Here is a 17120-nt window from a genome sequence, read left to right on the forward strand (position 1 = left end):
AACGCTTTATTTTATTGATAATAATGATTTTAAGCATGATACCACTTCTCGGCTGGAAATTTGAGCATGATATTTACTTATCGAATGAATATCTCAGAAATTCCGCCCAAAATCAAGGTGAAATTTATCTGGAATATTATCCTTCTATTCAAGAAGTGATCTACAAAAGCGGTAATATCAGCCTTGACAGCAATTTGGAATTAATGACCCGGGGAGAGGCAGGGATTATTGAAAAGAATGTGGAAAGTGATTTTGAATTGGATGCTTATAGATTCTGGCTAAGATCTTATGCTGAGCAGAGTGAATTCAGGATAGGATTGCAGAAGATCAATTTTGGACCTGCTCGTTATTTACGCAGCCTGCAGTGGTTTGATAAAATTGATCCCCTTGACCCACGCCAGCAAACCGAAGGAGTGTGGAGTATGCTGATGCGCTATTACGGTCTGGATAATAGTAATTACTGGTTTTGGGCAATTTATAATGAATCTAAATTGAAGGGTATGGAACTGGTGGAAACTTGCAATGAAACCTTGGAGATGGGTGGCAGGATACAAATTTCAGTGTTAGGAGGTGATCTTGGTTTCAGCTATCACAATCGTGGAGTGAAAAATCAGGCTTTTAATGAGCGAGAAACAGAATTATTTGAGGAGTCACAGGAAAGGCGGTTTGGTTTTGACAGTTCCTGGGATATCGGGATAGGGTTATGGCAGGAAACCTCAATATCCATCTATGATGGAGTGGATGATCTGCCATTATATGCAGAGTTTTATACTCTGGGAACCGATTATACCTTTGATATCGGGAACGGATTGCATCTCCTGGCAGAACATCAGTATATCAGGACAGAAGACAAGTTAATGGAAGTAGCAGAGGAAGAAAGGACTATCAGTCTGCTGACTGCCGATTATCCTATAGGCTTATATGATAGTATAATGGGACTTGTCAGTTATGATCAGGAGCAGGAAAATATCTATTATTACATATCATATAATCGGGTATATGATTATCACAGTCTGTATTTTAATCTGAGTTATAAACCTCAAGGAGTGCAGGACACAACATCACAGGAAAAGGCATCAGAATTTGCACTGCAAATATTATTACAATTAAATTATTAGGGGAGATCATGGAAAAACTGATCAATATCAAAGAAATGTATAAGCATTATCCGGTGGGAACTGGAAAATTTACTGCCTTGAAATCAATAGATCTTAATATCACAGAAGGAGAATTCAGTGGTATCGTAGGACCAAGCGGATCAGGAAAAACCACTCTTTTGAATATCATTGGTTCGCTCGATGTTCAATCAGAGGGTATAGTCGAGGTGCTGGGAAAAGATGTGAAATCACTGACCCACAGGCAATCAGCAAATCTGCGAAGTGGACATATAGGTTTCATCTTTCAAACCTATAACCTGCTCCCGGTATATACTGTTTTTGAAAATGTGGAATTTCCACTATTACTGCTCAATTTTAGCGCTTCTGAGCGTAAGAAGATGGTTAACAATGCTCTGGAGTGGGTGGGATTGATGCCAAAACTGAAAAGCCGACCAGCTCAGCTTTCAGGTGGAGAATGCCAAAGGGTTGCAATAGCCCGGGCAATTGTGAAGAAACCCCAGCTTGTTCTTGCTGATGAACCAACTGCAAATCTGGACGCAGAAAATTCTCATCATATCCTGAGGACTATGGTGGAATTGAATGAGAAACTGGGAACAACTTTCGTCTTTAGCACCCATGATGCCAAAGTAATCAATTATCTGCGGAGAAAGATCACATTGATAGATGGCAGGATAGTATCTGATGATATTATCAAGCAACAAACCGGAGTAACAGGATGATTTTAAAATTAGCCTGGAGAAATATAATTGGAGGTGGTTTTCGCACCTGGCTGAATGTGTTCATTCTGTCCGTTGTGATCGTAACTATTATAGGTTTTCACGGGATGTACACAGGCTGGCAGAAGGATGGTGAAAATGGCATTATCAAGTGGCATGTAGCTGGTGGGCAATACTGGCAAAGTGACTATGATCCTTATGATTCGTTCAGTTATGATGAAAGCCGGCAGCTAATGCCAGCCTCAGTGCCAGATGAAGAAGCAGTGGAATTTTTAGTAGGGCAGGGTGTGATCTATCCTCAGGGTAGAATGAAGAACATCACTCTAAAGGGAGTGGAAGAAGAGCAGGATCTGCTGGAACTGCCTACTGAGATGCTGACATATGAGCCTGGCAGGTACAAATTAATGCTGGGCCACCGTACTGCTCGAAAGTTGAAACTGGATGAAGGTGACCGATTGATGCTGCGCTGGAGGGATGCAGGCGGAAGTTTTGATGCTGCCAGTTTTGAAGTAGTCAAGATATTCAAAACTACAGTGTCGTCTATAGATCAGGGACAGGTCTGGCTGGGAATTCAACAATTACGCAAGATGATGGGTTGCGAAGAGGCAGTGAACTATTTCTCGATTGAAAAGCCAATTACCGGCTTAGGCAATGAATGGAAATTTAAATCACAAGACTATTTACTTTCTGAGTTCAGGGCCTTGATATCCGCCAAAATAGCTGGAGGGATGTTCATGTATGCTCTAATGCTTTTTCTGGCTATGATAGCAGTTTTTGATACGCAGGTGCTGGCACTGTTTAAAAGACGCAAAGAAGTGGGCATGATGATGGCAATTGGCATGAATAGAGACCAGATAATCAGGATATTTACGCTGGAGGGTTTCATCTCTGGACTACTCTCTGTGGGATTGGCTGCTGTCTGGGGTACACCGCTTCTGATAAAATTCCAGGAAAATGGATTAAGACTGCCTGATTATATGGATGCTTATGGAGTGGATGGGATCATCGATTCCATGTATCCTCAATACACGATAGGCCTGGTGATATTTACCGTGATAATTGTCCTGATGATCATGCTGGCAGTAAGTTATCTGCCGGTTCGGAGTATATCCCGGTTATTGCCGGTCGATGCACTGTTAGGAAGGATGACAGTGCCTGAGAAAAAGAAAAAGCAATACTCTTGAATAGATGAGTATTGGAGGAATAAATGATAGATTTTATACTTAAAGGGATTTTACGGGATAGATCAAGAAGCTTATTGCCGATTATCCTGATTGCCACTGGAGTTCTTTCCACTTCGTTATATTATTCATTTATCCGTGGTTATGAAAGAATCTCTATTGATGGCAGTGCCCGTTATGATACTGGACATGTGAAAGTGATAACCAGGGCTTATGCTGAGGAATTAGATGAAAAGCCCTATGATCTATGTCTTTTGGGAGCAGAAGAATTACTTGCAGATCTAAAAAAAGATTATCCTCAACTTAACTGGTATGAGCGCATTCAGTTTGGTGGATTGGTGGATGTCCCTGATGCTCAGGGAGAAACAATAGTGCAGGGTGAAAGTGCTGTGATGGCAGTTGATCTTTCAAAGGATTCTGATGAACTGAAGCTCTTGAATCTGGGTGATGCTTTGCGAAAAGGAAAATTACCAACAGCAGACAATGAAGTCGTGCTAAGTACGGGGCTTTTTAAAAAACTTGGTATTGATATTGGAAATGATCTCAGTCTGATCACTGCTACCATGTATGGAGGAATGGCAGTGGGTAATTATCAGGTTACTGGAGTAGTGGAGTTTGGTATTCCGGTTCTTGATAGAGGAATGTTGCTGATGGATATCAAAGATGCGCGTCAGCTTCTGGATATGCCTAATGGAGTTGGAGAGATATTAGGCATATATAAGGATAATGAATATCACTGGAATGAATCAGTAGCAATATCTGAGCAATTTATTAATAAATATTCTGATCCAAAAGACGAATTTTCTCCAGTTATGCTGCCCTTACATAAACAGGGTGATATGGAATCAATGCTAAGCTGGATGCGTGGAGCAATATTCATTTTAATTGGGTTCTTTGTGTTTATTATGGGACTGGTGTTATGGAATCTTGGTTTGATCAATGGGATCAGGCGTTATGGGGAGATGGGTCTCAGACTGGCAATTGGTGAGCATGCCGGGCATATCTATTTAAGTTTAATTGAGGAAGCCATCTTGATAGGTTTCTTAGGTTCCATAATCGGAACTGCAGGAGGAGTTGGCATTGGTTACTGGCTGCAAAGTCATCCCTTTGATATGAGCCAATATCTTACGAAAGCCACAGTGATGATGAGTCCTGATATTTCTGCAGATGTAAACTGGTTCAGTTACGTAGTAGGTTTTATACCTGGTTTTCTGGCAACAATACTGGGTGCGGGATTTGCCGCTCTGGCGGTATTCCGGCGCAGCACAGCGTCCTTATTTAAAGAATTAGAGAATTAGGAGGAAAAATATGAAGGTAGTACTGATAACTTTGATAATATTATTCTCAGCAGTCTTTCTCTGGGCAGATACTGCAAAGGAAATAATCCGTAAAATTGATAATAACATGTATAGTGATTCACAGATCATTGAATCGCGTATGGTGATTGAAGGTAGACGGGGCGGCAGGGAAATATCTACAAGATCATGGACACGGGGCAGCCAGGATTCTTTTACAGAATACCTTTCACCACCCAGAGAGGCTGGTACCAAGATGCTGAAACTGGTAGATAAATTATGGATTTATGATAAGAACAGTGACAGAATAATCCAGATGTCAGGACATTTATTACGCCAGTCAGTAAATGGTTCAGATCTTTCTTATGAAGATTTCATGGATGAAAACAATTACCAGGATAGTTATGATCCGGTTTTGGAAGGTGAAGAGAATTATCAGGAAAGGGATTGCTGGGTAATATTACTAACTGCCAAAACAGAAGGGGTCACCTATTACCAGAGAAAATTGTGGGTTGCCAAAGAGATATATCTGCCAGTAAAGGAAGAATTATATGGTGAAAGCGGAACTCTTTTGAAAAGGGTTGAACTTTCTGATTTCAGACAGGTGCAGAACCGCTGGTATCCTTTTAAAATCTTCTATAAAGATATATTGAATACTAAAGGCAAAGGAACCATTCTTGTGATTGAAAGTATTGAAATGGATGTAAATATCCCGGAAAGCGTTTTCAGCAAAGCTAGTTTAAGAAAATAACTTCCGGCTTATGATTTAATAAAAAATGACCATCAGGATTAATTCAGCTGGTTATTTCTTATAATGTTTAGAAGAGCTACTCCCGCAAATTTAAGGGAGATAATTCTCTTCCATTATCTTATTACAAAAGATGTAACGTGCTTATTAGTAATTGGATTGAAATGGCTACTTTAAAAAATATAAAGGACAGTTCTGAATACTTAAAAATGAAAATATAATTCAAATGAACGCAGATGATAGAATTGCAAATATAATTTCTTGACATTAGAATATATATTTTATAATATTTAACCATGTATTATTAATTGGAGGGGATTTTGAATTCTAATTTATCTAATTGGGGAACGGAATTAGTTAATGGTATAGCAAGCTGGATAGAATATCAAAGGACTATCAGTTTTACTCGAATACCAGAAGGTGCAGTACAACTTATTGTAGAGGGTATTCTTCAATCAAATTCAGGAAGAAATGAAAGGATCTACAAGGTAGAAAATAATTATCCTGTTAAATTGGATAATGACAAATTTGCCGATATTGCTTTCTGGTTATCGAAAGAAGAAGAAAATCCTTGTGGTTTAATAGAAAAAAAGGTTGTTACTTCTGCAGCAGGTAAAAAAAAGCGAAGCAAAAAGAAAGCAATAATTGAAGATGTTATTAAGCTTGCTCGATTTTCAAAACAAGATAATAATGCAAAGTGTTATTTGTTATTGGTTGGTGAGTATGATGGTATAGCCAAGATAATTGTTGTAGCTAAGATTGAAAAAAATGGAATTTATCATCTGCTAAAGTATGATGGGGATATAGAACAAAAGATTAATGGCTGGAGGTCAAAAAAACAAATCATAATTGATGACGGTATTAAAGAAATAAAGAACTTAGATTTAACTGTTTTTGAAAATGGTGATAAAATATCCGCGAAATTAAGTAAAAAATCAGTTGCAGGATTAAGAGTCCAGGATAATGAAGGAAAGCAGAAATATCGTACCTGCGCATTATTATGGGAAGTGACTTATACTGCGAGTAAATTTAATTCTAAGGAGAAAATATGAAAAAGATAGCTGTTGTATTTATTTTTATTATAATGACATTAATTTTGCAGGCAAATGAAATTGAGGATAATTTGAAGCAGATAGAGGCATTGAAAAAAGAAATCAGTCAGAATGGAATACTGGTAGAACAGAAAATTTCTGATCTAAAAAGTTCAAATCCACTTTTTGCTGAGCAGGATCCATTTGAAAGTGATATTGAATATCTGACAAGAATGAGTAAAGCAATGCCACAAATTAACCAGCTTAGAAAACAATATATGGTTGATCTATGGCAGAAAATGAGTTTTTTTAGAGGAAGGCTTTTTGAAACTCAAAACATAAGAGTAGCATTAGATTCTGATAAGTATGACCCAAATACAGAAGAGTGGAAAATAACCGTTGATAACCTTGATTATCAAAAAGAGCATTATGAAGTAGTAATTAAAATAGACAAAGCAAATGCAGGAAACCTATTTAAAAACAAAAATAAGCTATTATATACTGGAATATTGGCAGTGGATAACGGTGATAAAATTGGTTTGGCTAAGCTTATAATTGCAAATCCAATTAGCAAATATGAATTGGAATATGAGTTTAATCCTATGCTATCGCTTAAATTTAACGGTAATGTGTCTTCGGTAGTATTCAGTTCAGATGGAAAATATCTGGCAACTGGAAGTTATAGAAATGCTTTTATTTTCAATTTAGAGACAGGAAATGGAGTTAAATCTTTCAAACAAGGAAATTATGTACCTTCGGTGGCATTTAGTCCAGATGGAAAATTTCTGGCAACTGGAAGCGATGACGATTATGCTCGCATTTTCAATTTAGAGACAGGAAATGAAGTTATATCTTTCAAACATGAAATAGATGTAAATTCAGTATCCTTTAGTCCAGATGGAAAATATCTGGCAACTGGAAGTTATAAAAATGCTTTTATTTTCAATTTAGAGACAGGAAATGGAGTTAAATCTTTCAAACAAGGAAATTATGTACGTTCAGTAGCATTTAGTCAGATGGAAAATATCTGGCAACTGGAAGCGATGACGATTATGCTCGCATTTTTAATTTAGAGACAGGAAATGAAGCAAAATCTTTCAAACATGGATATCAAGTACGTTCGGTGACATTTAGTCCAGATGGAAAATTTCTGGCAACTGGAAGTTCTGACAATAATGCACGAATTTTCAATTTAGAGACAGGAAATGAAGTTAAATCTTTCAAACATGGAGGTTCTGTACTTTCAGTATCCTTTAGTCCAGATGGAAAATATCTGGCAACTGGAAGTTCTGACAATAATGCACGAATTTTCAATTTAGAGACAGGAAATGAAGTTAAATCTTTCAAACATGGAGATTATATAAGTTCAGTATCCTTTAGTCCAGATGGAAAATATCTTGCTGTTGGGTGTAGTGATGATTATGCATATATATACCGGACACTGATCCAGGTAGAAGATGAAGTTTTAGCAAAGAAAGCAATATCAAGACCTCCCGCACTGTCTGCAAGCGTAAGCTTTGAGGATACAGATGGTAATAATTTTCTTGATGCTTTGGAAAAGGGGATTTTTCACCTGAACATTACCAATCAGGGAGAAGGAACTGGAAAAGGAATACTTGTTAAATTCAATCCTGAAAGGATAGAAAACTTGAATTACAATAATACATATATTGAAGAAATAGAAGCAGGGAAGACAACAGAAGTGGATATACCAATCGAGGCATATATTGGAATAGAAGATGCAGATCATCTAATTCGTTTTGAGTTTGATGAGATAAATGGTTTTCCACCGGATCCTGTAGAAATTCAGATTTCCACTAAATCTTTTCAGAAACCGGAAATATTCATTGTAGATACTGGTATTGAAGATGGTAACTCAAATGGAATGATCGAATCGGGAGAAATGATAGAATTAACTGTAAGGATCGGTAATAAAGGAAAAGGCACAGGAACAGGAGCTTATGCAAAGTTTTATGCTGGAGACAATGTATTTATTACTGATACATTTCCCAAAACTGTGAAACTGGGCGATATTGAATATAATGACCAGATAGATGTACCACTTGAATTTTTCGTTAATGACAAAGCAGAAGATAATATCCCTTTATATGTCGATTTTACTGAAGCAACCGGACTGGCAGGAGTGGATAAACTGCGTTTGCCGATAAAGAAAAGCGAAAGTGCAAGAACTATCCAGAAAACAGTAGTTTCAGGAATTGAGAAAGAATATGGAGAGCTTGCCTATGAAGCAGACCTTTCTGTAGATATCGAGCAGAATATACCCCGTGGAGTAAAAAACAATGATGTAATTGCAGTAGTAATCGGTAACCGTGATTATCAGAAGACAAAGCAGGTTGATTTTGCTATGCGTGATGCAGCATTAATGAAACAGTATCTGATATCTGCCTTTGGTTTGAAAGAAGGCAATATATTCATAATTAATAATGCAACTAAGGGCGATTTTGAAACATATTTTGGCACGGACAGAAATTATCAGGGCAAGCTTTATAATTCAGTTAAAAGCCAGGTTACTGACGTGATAATATTTTATTCCGGTCATGGTGCACCGAGTATAAAAGATCAGAAGGGATATTTTGTACCTGTGGAATGTGATCCTCAATATGTGGAATTAGGAGGATATTCAATTGATACATTTTATAATAACCTTGCTGAAATACCGGCAAAATCAATGACAGTTATCCTTGATGCCTGCTTCAGCGGAGCAGAGCTTCTGGAAAATATTTCACCTATAATACTTGATATTGATAATCCTATTATTATATTGGAAAATAGTTTGATAATCTCCAGTTCCCAAAGTGATCAGCCGTCAAGCTGGTATAAAGAAAAGAAACATGGAATGTTCACCTACTTCTTCTTAAAGGCAATCCATAACAGAAATGCAGATTATGATAATAATGGTGATATAACCTATAATGAGATCTATCAGTATGTGTCGGACAGCAATGATGGTGTCCCATATAATACAAAACTGTTGCATGGTTTTGAACAGAATCCTCAGCTATCAGGTCAGGATACTGATAAAATTGCAGTTAAATACGAGTAGCTGTTATAAGCATTTAATATGATGTAATATAGTATCTCAGGAGTAAATATGAGAAGGTATTTGTTAATTTTATTACTGGTTATAATTTGCGGATGTAGTCAGAATAAAGAAATTGTGAAAACTTCAACCGAAAATTCTATATTGGAAAATATAATACAGGATAAGCTTGAGCCATTAGGTAATGACTGGTTTCTTGTTACTGCCAGTATTGAGATAGCGAATATTTCACCGGAAGAAGCAAGGGACAAAGCAATAGAGAAAGCCAGCAAAAGGGCTCTTGAATATTTTGGTGTAGAAGTGGGAAGCAGAACACTTTCATTCAAAGCTGAAACTAATAATAAAATCAATGTAGATCATTTCTCTAACCTGATCAAACTCACCAGTAGTGGAATAATTTTGAAGAAAGAGATCGTTGAAAGCAAAACTGAAGTGCATGGGGAAGACATTTATGAAATTGTGGTAATGAAGATTTTGCTTGGTAAACAAAAGGGAGAAAGAGACCCATATTTCAAGTTGAATGCAGATCTGAATAAAAATTACTACGTTGAGAATGAAAATATTGAGATAGAGATAACACCTTCAATTGATTGCTATTTAACGGTTATATTCATATCTTCTGATGAAAGTGTGGGGACAGTTTTTCCTAATAAGTATTCCCCGAACAATTTCGCTGAAGCAGGGCAAAAACTTACGTTGCCCACAGAAAAGGAAAAGTCGATGGGAATAAAGTACAAAGTTACGCTGCTTCCTAATAAGGATGAAGATACAGAATTAGTCAAAGTGATAGCGACAAAAAAACCAATTTCAATAAATTTGAATGACAACTTTAATACAGCTTTAGAATCCCTTCAAAACTGGTTAGTTGAAATACCAAGCAATGAAATTGTAGAGGTTGACCTTCAGTATTTTATAAAGAAGTAGTGAAAAAAAATTATGTCTGTTTCACCACTATGAATGGATTGCGGCTTTTAGCTGTTTGATAATATAGCTAATTTTCACCAAATTCTGCATAGAGAAGAAAGAAAAGCCGGTAGCAAATAGCTTCCGGCTGAAATATATTTAAATAACCAGTGCAAATGGGTACTGGTTATTTTTTTGAGTAATGTTTATCAAGTGCTGCTCCCACAAAGTTATGGAATATTGGATGCGCGGTTTGTGGTCTGCTTTTGAATTCCGGATGAAATTGGACTCCAATAAAGAATGGGTGAGAGGGGATCTCTACAATTTCGCAAAGGAATTCATTCAGTGAGGTGCCAGAGAATACCATACCATTCTTTTCGAATACTTCTCTGTAATCATTATTGAATTCATACCTGTGGCGATGTCTTTCACTAATATCTTCTTTTTTATAGATCCTGGCAGCAAGAGAATCTGGTTTTAACTGGCAATCCCAGGCACCCAGACGCATGGTTCCACCCATCAGGTTGATATCCTGCTGATCATCTAAGAGAGTGATCACGGGCTGGCTGCAGTGTTCTTCAAATTCAGTGCTGTAGGCATCATTAAGATCGCATACATGCTTGGCAAATTCTATTACTGCCACCTGCATGCCCAGGCAGATACCAAAGAAGGGGATGTTGTTTTCCCGGGCGTATTGCGTGATAGCTATCTTACCATCAATCCCACGAATTCCAAAACCTCCGGGGATCAGAATACCATCTACACCTTCCAGGGCAGCATTGATCTTTTCAGGGGAACTATTCTTTTCTGAGTCCACCCACTTAATATTAAGTTTTGCTTTATGAGCAGCAGCTCCATGAATAAGTGCAGCTTCCACGCTTTTATACGCATCACGATGAATCACATATTTTCCGCAGACTGCTATTTCAACTTCTTTATCTGGATTTTTGATATTGTCTATTAATTGATCCCATTTACTAAAATCTATGGGTCTTTCTTTTATCTGAAGCTGCTTGCATAGCATTTTATGCAATCCATCTTTTATATAAACCTTAGGTACTTCATAAAGACATTCCACATCAATGGCATTGATCACATGGTCGGCAGGAACATTGGTAAATAGAGCAATCTTTTCTTTCACTTCGTCATTAAAGGGCTTTTCACTGCGGCACAGCAAAAAATCTGGTTGAATACCGATCTCTCTCAATTTGGTGGTGGCATGCTGAGTAGGCTTGGTTTTTAATTCACCCGCAGCTTTAATGAATGGCACATAAGTGAGAAAAACGAACACACAATTTGATCTTCCTTCTTTGAGAGCAAATTGACGTACAGCCTCCAGAAAGGGCAGACTTTCAATATCACCCACAGTTCCACCGATCTCTGTGATCACAATATCATCATCGTTTTTACCCATTTGACGAATAAGTGCCTTGATCTCGTTGGTTACATGAGGGATTACCTGGACGGTTTTTCCCAGAAAATCTCCTCTTCTTTCTCTCATGATAACCCTTTCATAGATCTGTCCCGAAGTTGCATTGGATTTTGCTGATAAAGGCGTGCCGATAAAACGCTCATAATGCCCCAGATCAAGGTCTGTTTCCGCTCCATCATCCGTTACAAATACTTCTCCATGCTGAAAGGGACTCATCGTGCCGGGATCAACATTCAGGTAGGGGTCAAATTTCTGCATGATCACATTATAGCCCATCTCTTTCATCAATACACCAATAGAGGACGATGCTATCCCTTTTCCGAGTGACGATAAAACTCCACCAATAACGAAAATGTGCTTAGCCATTGCTCATAATTCTCCTGTATATATTATTTAATAAACCACGATTCACCAAGAATCACTTTATGCAGAAATTCCAGATCAGTACCAGTGATCCTGGAAGCTATTCTACTAAATTTATCTTCATTATCCGATACATAAAAAAGATCTTTTCCGGCATTAGCGGTTTCGCATTCAGGCAATTCTGCTGCCAGGCAGTCAGCTATCACTTCTGCGCTGTCTATCAGATTGATTTTGCCATTAGTTACTGTTCTCAAGGTCTTTTTTAAAATTGGATAATGTGTACAACCCAGGATCAGGGTATCATAATCAGAATTGATAAAGGGTGCCAGATATTCAGATGCTATCTGGTGAGTTACGGCATGATCTTCCCAGCCTTCTTCTACAAGCGGAACAAATAAAGGGCAGGCTTTTGCAAGTACTTCTATTCCTGGATCTAGTATATGGATTGCTTTCTGATAAGCTTTACTGTTCACAGTACCGTGAGTTCCAATTATCCCGATTTTTTTATTTCTGCTGCTTTCCGCTGCTGCCTGTGCACCGGGTTGAATAACACCGATAACTGGTACTGGTAATAATGCCTGCAATACCGGCAGTGCCAGCGCGGAAGCTGTATTACAGGCTACCACGATTATTTTGGCTCTATTCTGGAGTAGAAATCTGGCATTCTGAATGGAGTACTGGATAATAGTTTCAGGAGATTTGGGACCATAAGGAACTCGGGCTGTATCTCCAAAATAAATGATGTCTTCATAGGCAAATCTACGTCGAATCTCTCGGAAAACAGTTAAACCACCTACACCTGAATCAAAGATCCCTATTGGATTTTTCATAATTATTCCTGTTTCTGTTTCTTAAACAAAATTACTTCTAATATTTCTCTATCGCTAGAATGTAGAGTAAAAAAAAAGACTCGATACAAATTGTCAATAACTATCCTCCAAACCAAGATTATCCATTTTTTAACAATCCTTAGATAACCAGTAATTGGTGATTAGGAAAGTAAAAAAGAATTTTAAGTAAAGAATTCGTAAGAGAAGGTTTATCATAATTTATCATATTTTGCTAAATCATGAACAGGGTGAATTAAATGCACTCGCAATTCATTATTAAACTCTAAAAGTTACCCCTTTCCTCACATCGTTTCTAGAATCTCTTGGAGCTAATTATGACCAGAATCTTAAAATATCTTGACTTACTGGTGCTAACTTCTGATATATAGAATGGGAGTAATTTAGATTTCTACTGGGGGGTAGTTAATGCGGAAATTGTTGATGCATGTTATATTCATCTTATTGATATCATTACTTATGGGAGATGAGAGGGATCCTGGCTGGCAGCCAGTAATTTATACAAATAGTACTGTAGCTTATTGTCAAGTGACAATAAACAATGAGGCTGCTGAAACGGGTGATATTCTGGGAGCATTTGCTGCTAGTGAATGTAGGGGAACAGGTAATATATTTTTCTATAATGGTGAATCATATTCTGTTATGAATATCCAGGGTGAGCAAATAGAGACAATCACTTTCAAGTTATGGGATGCCAATGAAGATATCATTTTAGATATTGATGAGAGTGTGCAGAGTTATCCAGGACATGATCTTGGATACCCTCCGAACTTTCTGGAGCTTAATGCCAGTGGTGGTGGGTTGCCAAATGAACCACCAGTTGTTGACCTGCCAGGGGAAATTGAATTTGATAATATTGAAACTTATTTATTTGCAATTAGAGATTTTATTTATGATGCTGAGGGTGACAATCTTGAAATTAGCTGGACTGGTAATGAAGATGTAAATATTGAAATAACGGATAACACTTGGCAATCGGTTAATTATGGGACCTTTACTAATTTATATGGATATATCAACCAAAATGGTGAATCTGTACCTTTGGAATATGAAGTGGGAGTTTTTGTAGGTAGTCAATGTAGAGATATTGCCGTTCTGCAATCATATAATGGGAGGAGTTTTTTAAATACTACCGTGCAGGGAACTTCAATAGAGGAAATGGAGATCAGGATAAAAGATCCTGAAACTAACGAAGTGTGGGTCTGTGCAGATTTGATACCCAGCAATCCGGGAGGGTCAGTGGGTTATCCCACATTTCTGGAGCTTAATTGTGATGAAGCGGATCTGGAAGGTGATCTGATCTTAAATGTGACAGATTTCTGGATTGGTACGGAAGAAATTACTTTTAGTGTTTATGATCATGAAAATGATCCGGTTCAGCAGAATGTGATCGTAATGGTGCTGGCTGGTAATCACGCCCCGGAGATATTTTTGCCCGATAGCTTATATGCGATAGAAGATGAAAGTCTTATTGTAGATTTCACTGAATATATCAATGATGTAGATGATGATGAACTTACTTTAGCTCAATTAAATAATTTAGTAAATATCCAGGTTGAGATTACTGGCTTTCAGGTTAATATTACAGCAGATGCGAACTGGTATGGAAGTGAGGAATTAGAATTTGAAGTGAGTGATCCTGGTGGTTTGAGTTCAACTGATCAGATGGTAGTGGAGTTTATTTCGGTGAATGATGTTCCGGATCTGGAATTACCTTCAGAGCTTGTTTGGGATGAAGATAGTGAATATGTAATTGATCTTGCTTATATGATCTCAGATGCAGAAAATGATGAATTGACTGTGATTTGGGAAGAAAATGAATATCTGGAAATAGAGGAATCTGAGATCAACTGGGAGCCTGTAGAATATTCACAAACTATGCTGATCTATGGTAGTGTTTCCATAAATGGTGAAGCGATAGCAAGTGATGATATTATTGCAGCATTTGTTGGTAATGAATGCCGGGGTATTGGTTATAGATGGGGTTCATCTAATTTTACTACCTTTAACTTATTTACCGAAGAACCTGAGGAGTTGTATTTCAGGATACTTGATGTGAGTGAAAATATCACCTATGGAGTGGATCTTGTGATTGTAACAATTCCAGGTGGAGTGGCAGGTTATCCGCCAAATTTCCTGCAGCTGGCTGGCAATACAGTGATCAATAATCTAAGCTATAAAATTACTCCTGATGATAACTGGTTTGGAGATACTTATCTGGCATTAACTGTTACTGATAGTGAGGGAGGAGCTGCAGAAGATAATTTAAATGTAACCATCACAGGAGTGAATGACCTGCCTTTATTGAACCTGCCGGAAAGTCTGGAGATAGATATGGGAGATATTCTCGACCTTGATCTTACGGGCTATATAGTTGATATTGATGGAGACAGCCTATATATAACAGCAGAAAGCGAATTCCTTGTTACAGAAATCAATGAGATGACGCTGGAGATTGATTGTGGGAATACTGTGCCCGGTATATATGATCTGCAGATTAATGTTTATGATGGAACAGAAACAGTAAGTGATAATATTTCTGTGGAGGTGATTGATAACAATCAGATACCGGAATTTGAACTACCTGGAGAAATATCATTTACCGAAGACTCTGAAATCGTCTTTAACTGGCAGCAATATGCCATTGACCCGGATGGAGATAGTCTGGTAATATTGTGGAGTGGTAATGAACAGATAATAATTCAGCAGATTGAAAATGGAGACATCCTTCTATCTGCAGCTCCGAACTGGTATGGCATTGAGCAGATAAATTTTCAAATATCCGATGGATTTGCCACAGTGATTGACACAATGAATATTATCGTGACAGCAGTTAATGATGCACCAGAATATATTGGTGTTTATAATATGGAATTTGATGAGGATAGTGTTTATCAGACAGGTTTAGCTGAATTCTGGCTTGATATTGATACTGATGAACTTGAGATTGGTGGATTTTCAGAATTACTGCAAGTGGCAATTATTGGTGATACTCTGGAATTGACACCGGAAGAGAACTGGAATGGTGATTGCCAATTGGAATTATGGGCTGATGATGGTGAGAACACTGTAACTATAAATGTGGATATAACAGTGAATTCTGTTAATGATGATCCCTGGCTGGCAATACCAGAGGAAATAGAAATTAATGAAGATGGGAATTTCTCATTAGATCTTTCGGATTACAGCGGTGACGTTGATGGAGATCAGCTTGTATATAGTGCGGAAAGTAATATTATAATTATTGAAATATCAGGCAGTGAAGCATTGATTTCTGCTCCAGAAAACTGGTACGGTCAAGATACAGTAACTTTTACAGTCAGTGATGAAATTACGCGAAGCGAAGTGGAGCAGGATATAAATGTAATAATTAATCCGGTCAATGATCCACCTCAGTTAGACCTGCCGGAAAGTATAACTTTTGCATCTGGCAGTATTGAGGAGATTGATTTCAACTTGTATTGCAGTGATATAGACAGCCCTGATCTTTTGATTGGTTACAGTGGCAATGAAAATATCATTATTGATGTGGATGGATTGATAGTGACCTTATCTGCTGGCAGCAATTGGCTGGGAATGGAGGAACTTAATTTCTGGGTAACGGATGGTGAATATCAAGCAGATGATATCCTGACTGTATTTGTTACTGAGACTGGTAGTAATTTTGAAATTAATTTGCCTGAAGAGATGAGCATTAATGAAGATGAAAGTGAAGTGATTGACCTGGCTGATCATCTGACAAATAACTTGAACTACTCAATAGAGATTGAGCTAAGTGAATTGACTAATATCTCTATGGATATTAATGATTTGATCATCGAGTTTACGGGTACCCCTGACTGGTCTGGCAGTGAAGATCTCACAGTTACAGTATTAAGCTCAGATACTGGTGAAACTATCAGTGATGTGATTTCTATTGTTGTTGAACCAGTGAATGACCCACCTGTAATTAATTTACCGGATGAGATAAATCTTCAGGAGGATTCTACAATTTTTTACAGTTTTTATCAGTATTGCTCAGATATAGATAGCAACCAGTTAGATTTCTCATTGGGTAATGGGAGTCCAAATTTGAATATCCAGATCCAGGGATATAATACCTTGATTTCCGGGGTATTAAATTATTTCGGCACTGAAGTGGTGACCTTTAATCTTAGTGACGGAGAATTTACCATATCTGATTCCATTTTGATAATTGTGAATCCGGTAAATGATCCCCCGATTATAAATCTTCCAAACTCATTCTATGTAAATGAAGATGCTTCTTTAACCCTGGATATGAGTAATTATATTCTGGAATTTGATAATGATGAACTGGATTTAACAGTTAGCGGAAACGAAGAAATAGATGCAGAAATTGAAGATATGGAAATCACTTTTTCTGCTGCAGCAAACTGGTATGGCAGTGAAAGTATTACGATCAC

12 protein-coding genes are annotated in these 17120 nt (G+C 37.6%); 10 read left to right on the top strand and 2 right to left on the bottom strand.

The genetic code is table 11. From position 1 onward, the window contains the following. Nucleotides 1–23 precede the first annotated feature (23 nt). The 9 genes from RAO94_02315 to RAO94_02355 all read left to right on the top strand — a co-directional run bounded on the left by RAO94_02315 (nt 24) and on the right by RAO94_02355 (nt 10074). Complete coding sequence (locus RAO94_02315; GenBank protein MDP8321166.1) at nt 24–1118, top strand: hypothetical protein; 1095 nt, start codon at nt 24–26, stop codon at nt 1116–1118. 8 nt (nt 1119–1126) lie between these two features. After that, nucleotides 1127–1837, top strand: coding sequence for an ABC transporter ATP-binding protein (locus tag RAO94_02320; protein ID MDP8321167.1), 711 nt, complete (start codon nt 1127–1129; stop codon nt 1835–1837). Next, entirely contained in the window at nt 1834–3018 is a 1185-nt protein-coding gene (locus RAO94_02325) for an FtsX-like permease family protein (protein MDP8321168.1), read from the top strand. The genes RAO94_02320 and RAO94_02325 overlap by 4 nt, the downstream gene beginning before the upstream one ends. A gap of 23 nt (nt 3019–3041) precedes the next feature. Then, nucleotides 3042–4313 (top strand): FtsX-like permease family protein, encoded by a 1272-nt coding sequence (locus RAO94_02330; GenBank protein MDP8321169.1) that lies wholly within the window; start codon nt 3042–3044, stop codon nt 4311–4313. Nucleotides 4314–4323: 10 nt separating this feature from the next. After that, entirely contained in the window at nt 4324–5061 is a 738-nt protein-coding gene (locus RAO94_02335; GenBank protein ID MDP8321170.1) for an outer membrane lipoprotein-sorting protein, read from the top strand. 317 nt (nt 5062–5378) lie between these two features. Next, nucleotides 5379–6110, top strand: coding sequence for a hypothetical protein (locus RAO94_02340; GenBank protein MDP8321171.1), 732 nt, complete (start codon nt 5379–5381; stop codon nt 6108–6110). Continuing rightward, nucleotides 6107–7162 carry a hypothetical protein gene (locus tag RAO94_02345; protein MDP8321172.1) on the top strand — a complete coding sequence of 352 codons (1056 nt, stop codon included), beginning with the start codon at nt 6107–6109 and terminating at the stop codon, nt 7160–7162. Before RAO94_02340 ends, RAO94_02345 begins: the two co-directional genes overlap by 4 nt. Then, nucleotides 7150–9153, top strand: a complete 2004-nt coding sequence (locus tag RAO94_02350) for a caspase family protein (GenBank protein ID MDP8321173.1) — start codon at nt 7150–7152, stop codon at nt 9151–9153. The genes RAO94_02345 and RAO94_02350 overlap by 13 nt, the downstream gene beginning before the upstream one ends. 48 nt (nt 9154–9201) lie before the next feature. Beyond that, nucleotides 9202–10074: a DUF4384 domain-containing protein gene (locus RAO94_02355; GenBank protein ID MDP8321174.1), complete on the top strand. Its 873-nt coding sequence runs from the start codon at nt 9202–9204 to the stop codon at nt 10072–10074. A gap of 166 nt (nt 10075–10240) precedes the next feature. Here the strand turns inward: RAO94_02355 and RAO94_02360 are convergent, their stop codons facing one another. Together RAO94_02360 and murI are read right to left on the bottom strand one after the other, a co-directional pair. Beyond that, nucleotides 10241–11851 (bottom strand): CTP synthase, encoded by a 1611-nt coding sequence (locus RAO94_02360; GenBank protein MDP8321175.1) that lies wholly within the window; start codon nt 11849–11851, stop codon nt 10241–10243. 23 nt (nt 11852–11874) lie between these two features. Next, nucleotides 11875–12678, bottom strand: a complete 804-nt coding sequence (gene murI, locus RAO94_02365) for a glutamate racemase (GenBank protein ID MDP8321176.1) — start codon at nt 12676–12678, stop codon at nt 11875–11877. 426 nt (nt 12679–13104) lie between these two features. Here murI and RAO94_02370 point away from each other — a divergent pair. Continuing rightward, nucleotides 13105–17120 (top strand): tandem-95 repeat protein (locus RAO94_02370; protein ID MDP8321177.1); only part of this gene is annotated, 4016 nt, incomplete at its 3' end.

Origin of the sequence: Candidatus Stygibacter australis, assembly GCA_030765845.1 — a bacterium.
Classification (GTDB): domain Bacteria; phylum Cloacimonadota; class Cloacimonadia; order Cloacimonadales; family TCS61; genus Stygibacter; species Stygibacter australis.

What these genes read in the sequence shown, in the direction of transcription:
- RAO94_02315 (MDP8321166.1), top strand. Translation starts at nt 24, where the DNA reads ATGATTTTAAGCATGATACCACTTCTCGGCTGGAAATTTGAGCATGAT.
- RAO94_02320 (MDP8321167.1), top strand. Translation starts at nt 1,127, where the DNA reads ATGGAAAAACTGATCAATATCAAAGAAATGTATAAGCATTATCCGGTG.
- RAO94_02325 (MDP8321168.1), top strand. Translation starts at nt 1,834, where the DNA reads ATGATTTTAAAATTAGCCTGGAGAAATATAATTGGAGGTGGTTTTCGC.
- RAO94_02330 (MDP8321169.1), top strand. Translation starts at nt 3,042, where the DNA reads ATGATAGATTTTATACTTAAAGGGATTTTACGGGATAGATCAAGAAGC.
- RAO94_02335 (MDP8321170.1), top strand. Translation starts at nt 4,324, where the DNA reads ATGAAGGTAGTACTGATAACTTTGATAATATTATTCTCAGCAGTCTTT.
- RAO94_02345 (MDP8321172.1), top strand. Translation starts at nt 6,107, where the DNA reads ATGAAAAAGATAGCTGTTGTATTTATTTTTATTATAATGACATTAATT.
- RAO94_02355 (MDP8321174.1), top strand. Translation starts at nt 9,202, where the DNA reads ATGAGAAGGTATTTGTTAATTTTATTACTGGTTATAATTTGCGGATGT.
- RAO94_02360 (MDP8321175.1), bottom strand. Translation starts at nt 11,851, where the DNA reads ATGGCTAAGCACATTTTCGTTATTGGTGGAGTTTTATCGTCACTCGGA.
- murI (MDP8321176.1), bottom strand. Translation starts at nt 12,678, where the DNA reads ATGAAAAATCCAATAGGGATCTTTGATTCAGGTGTAGGTGGTTTAACT.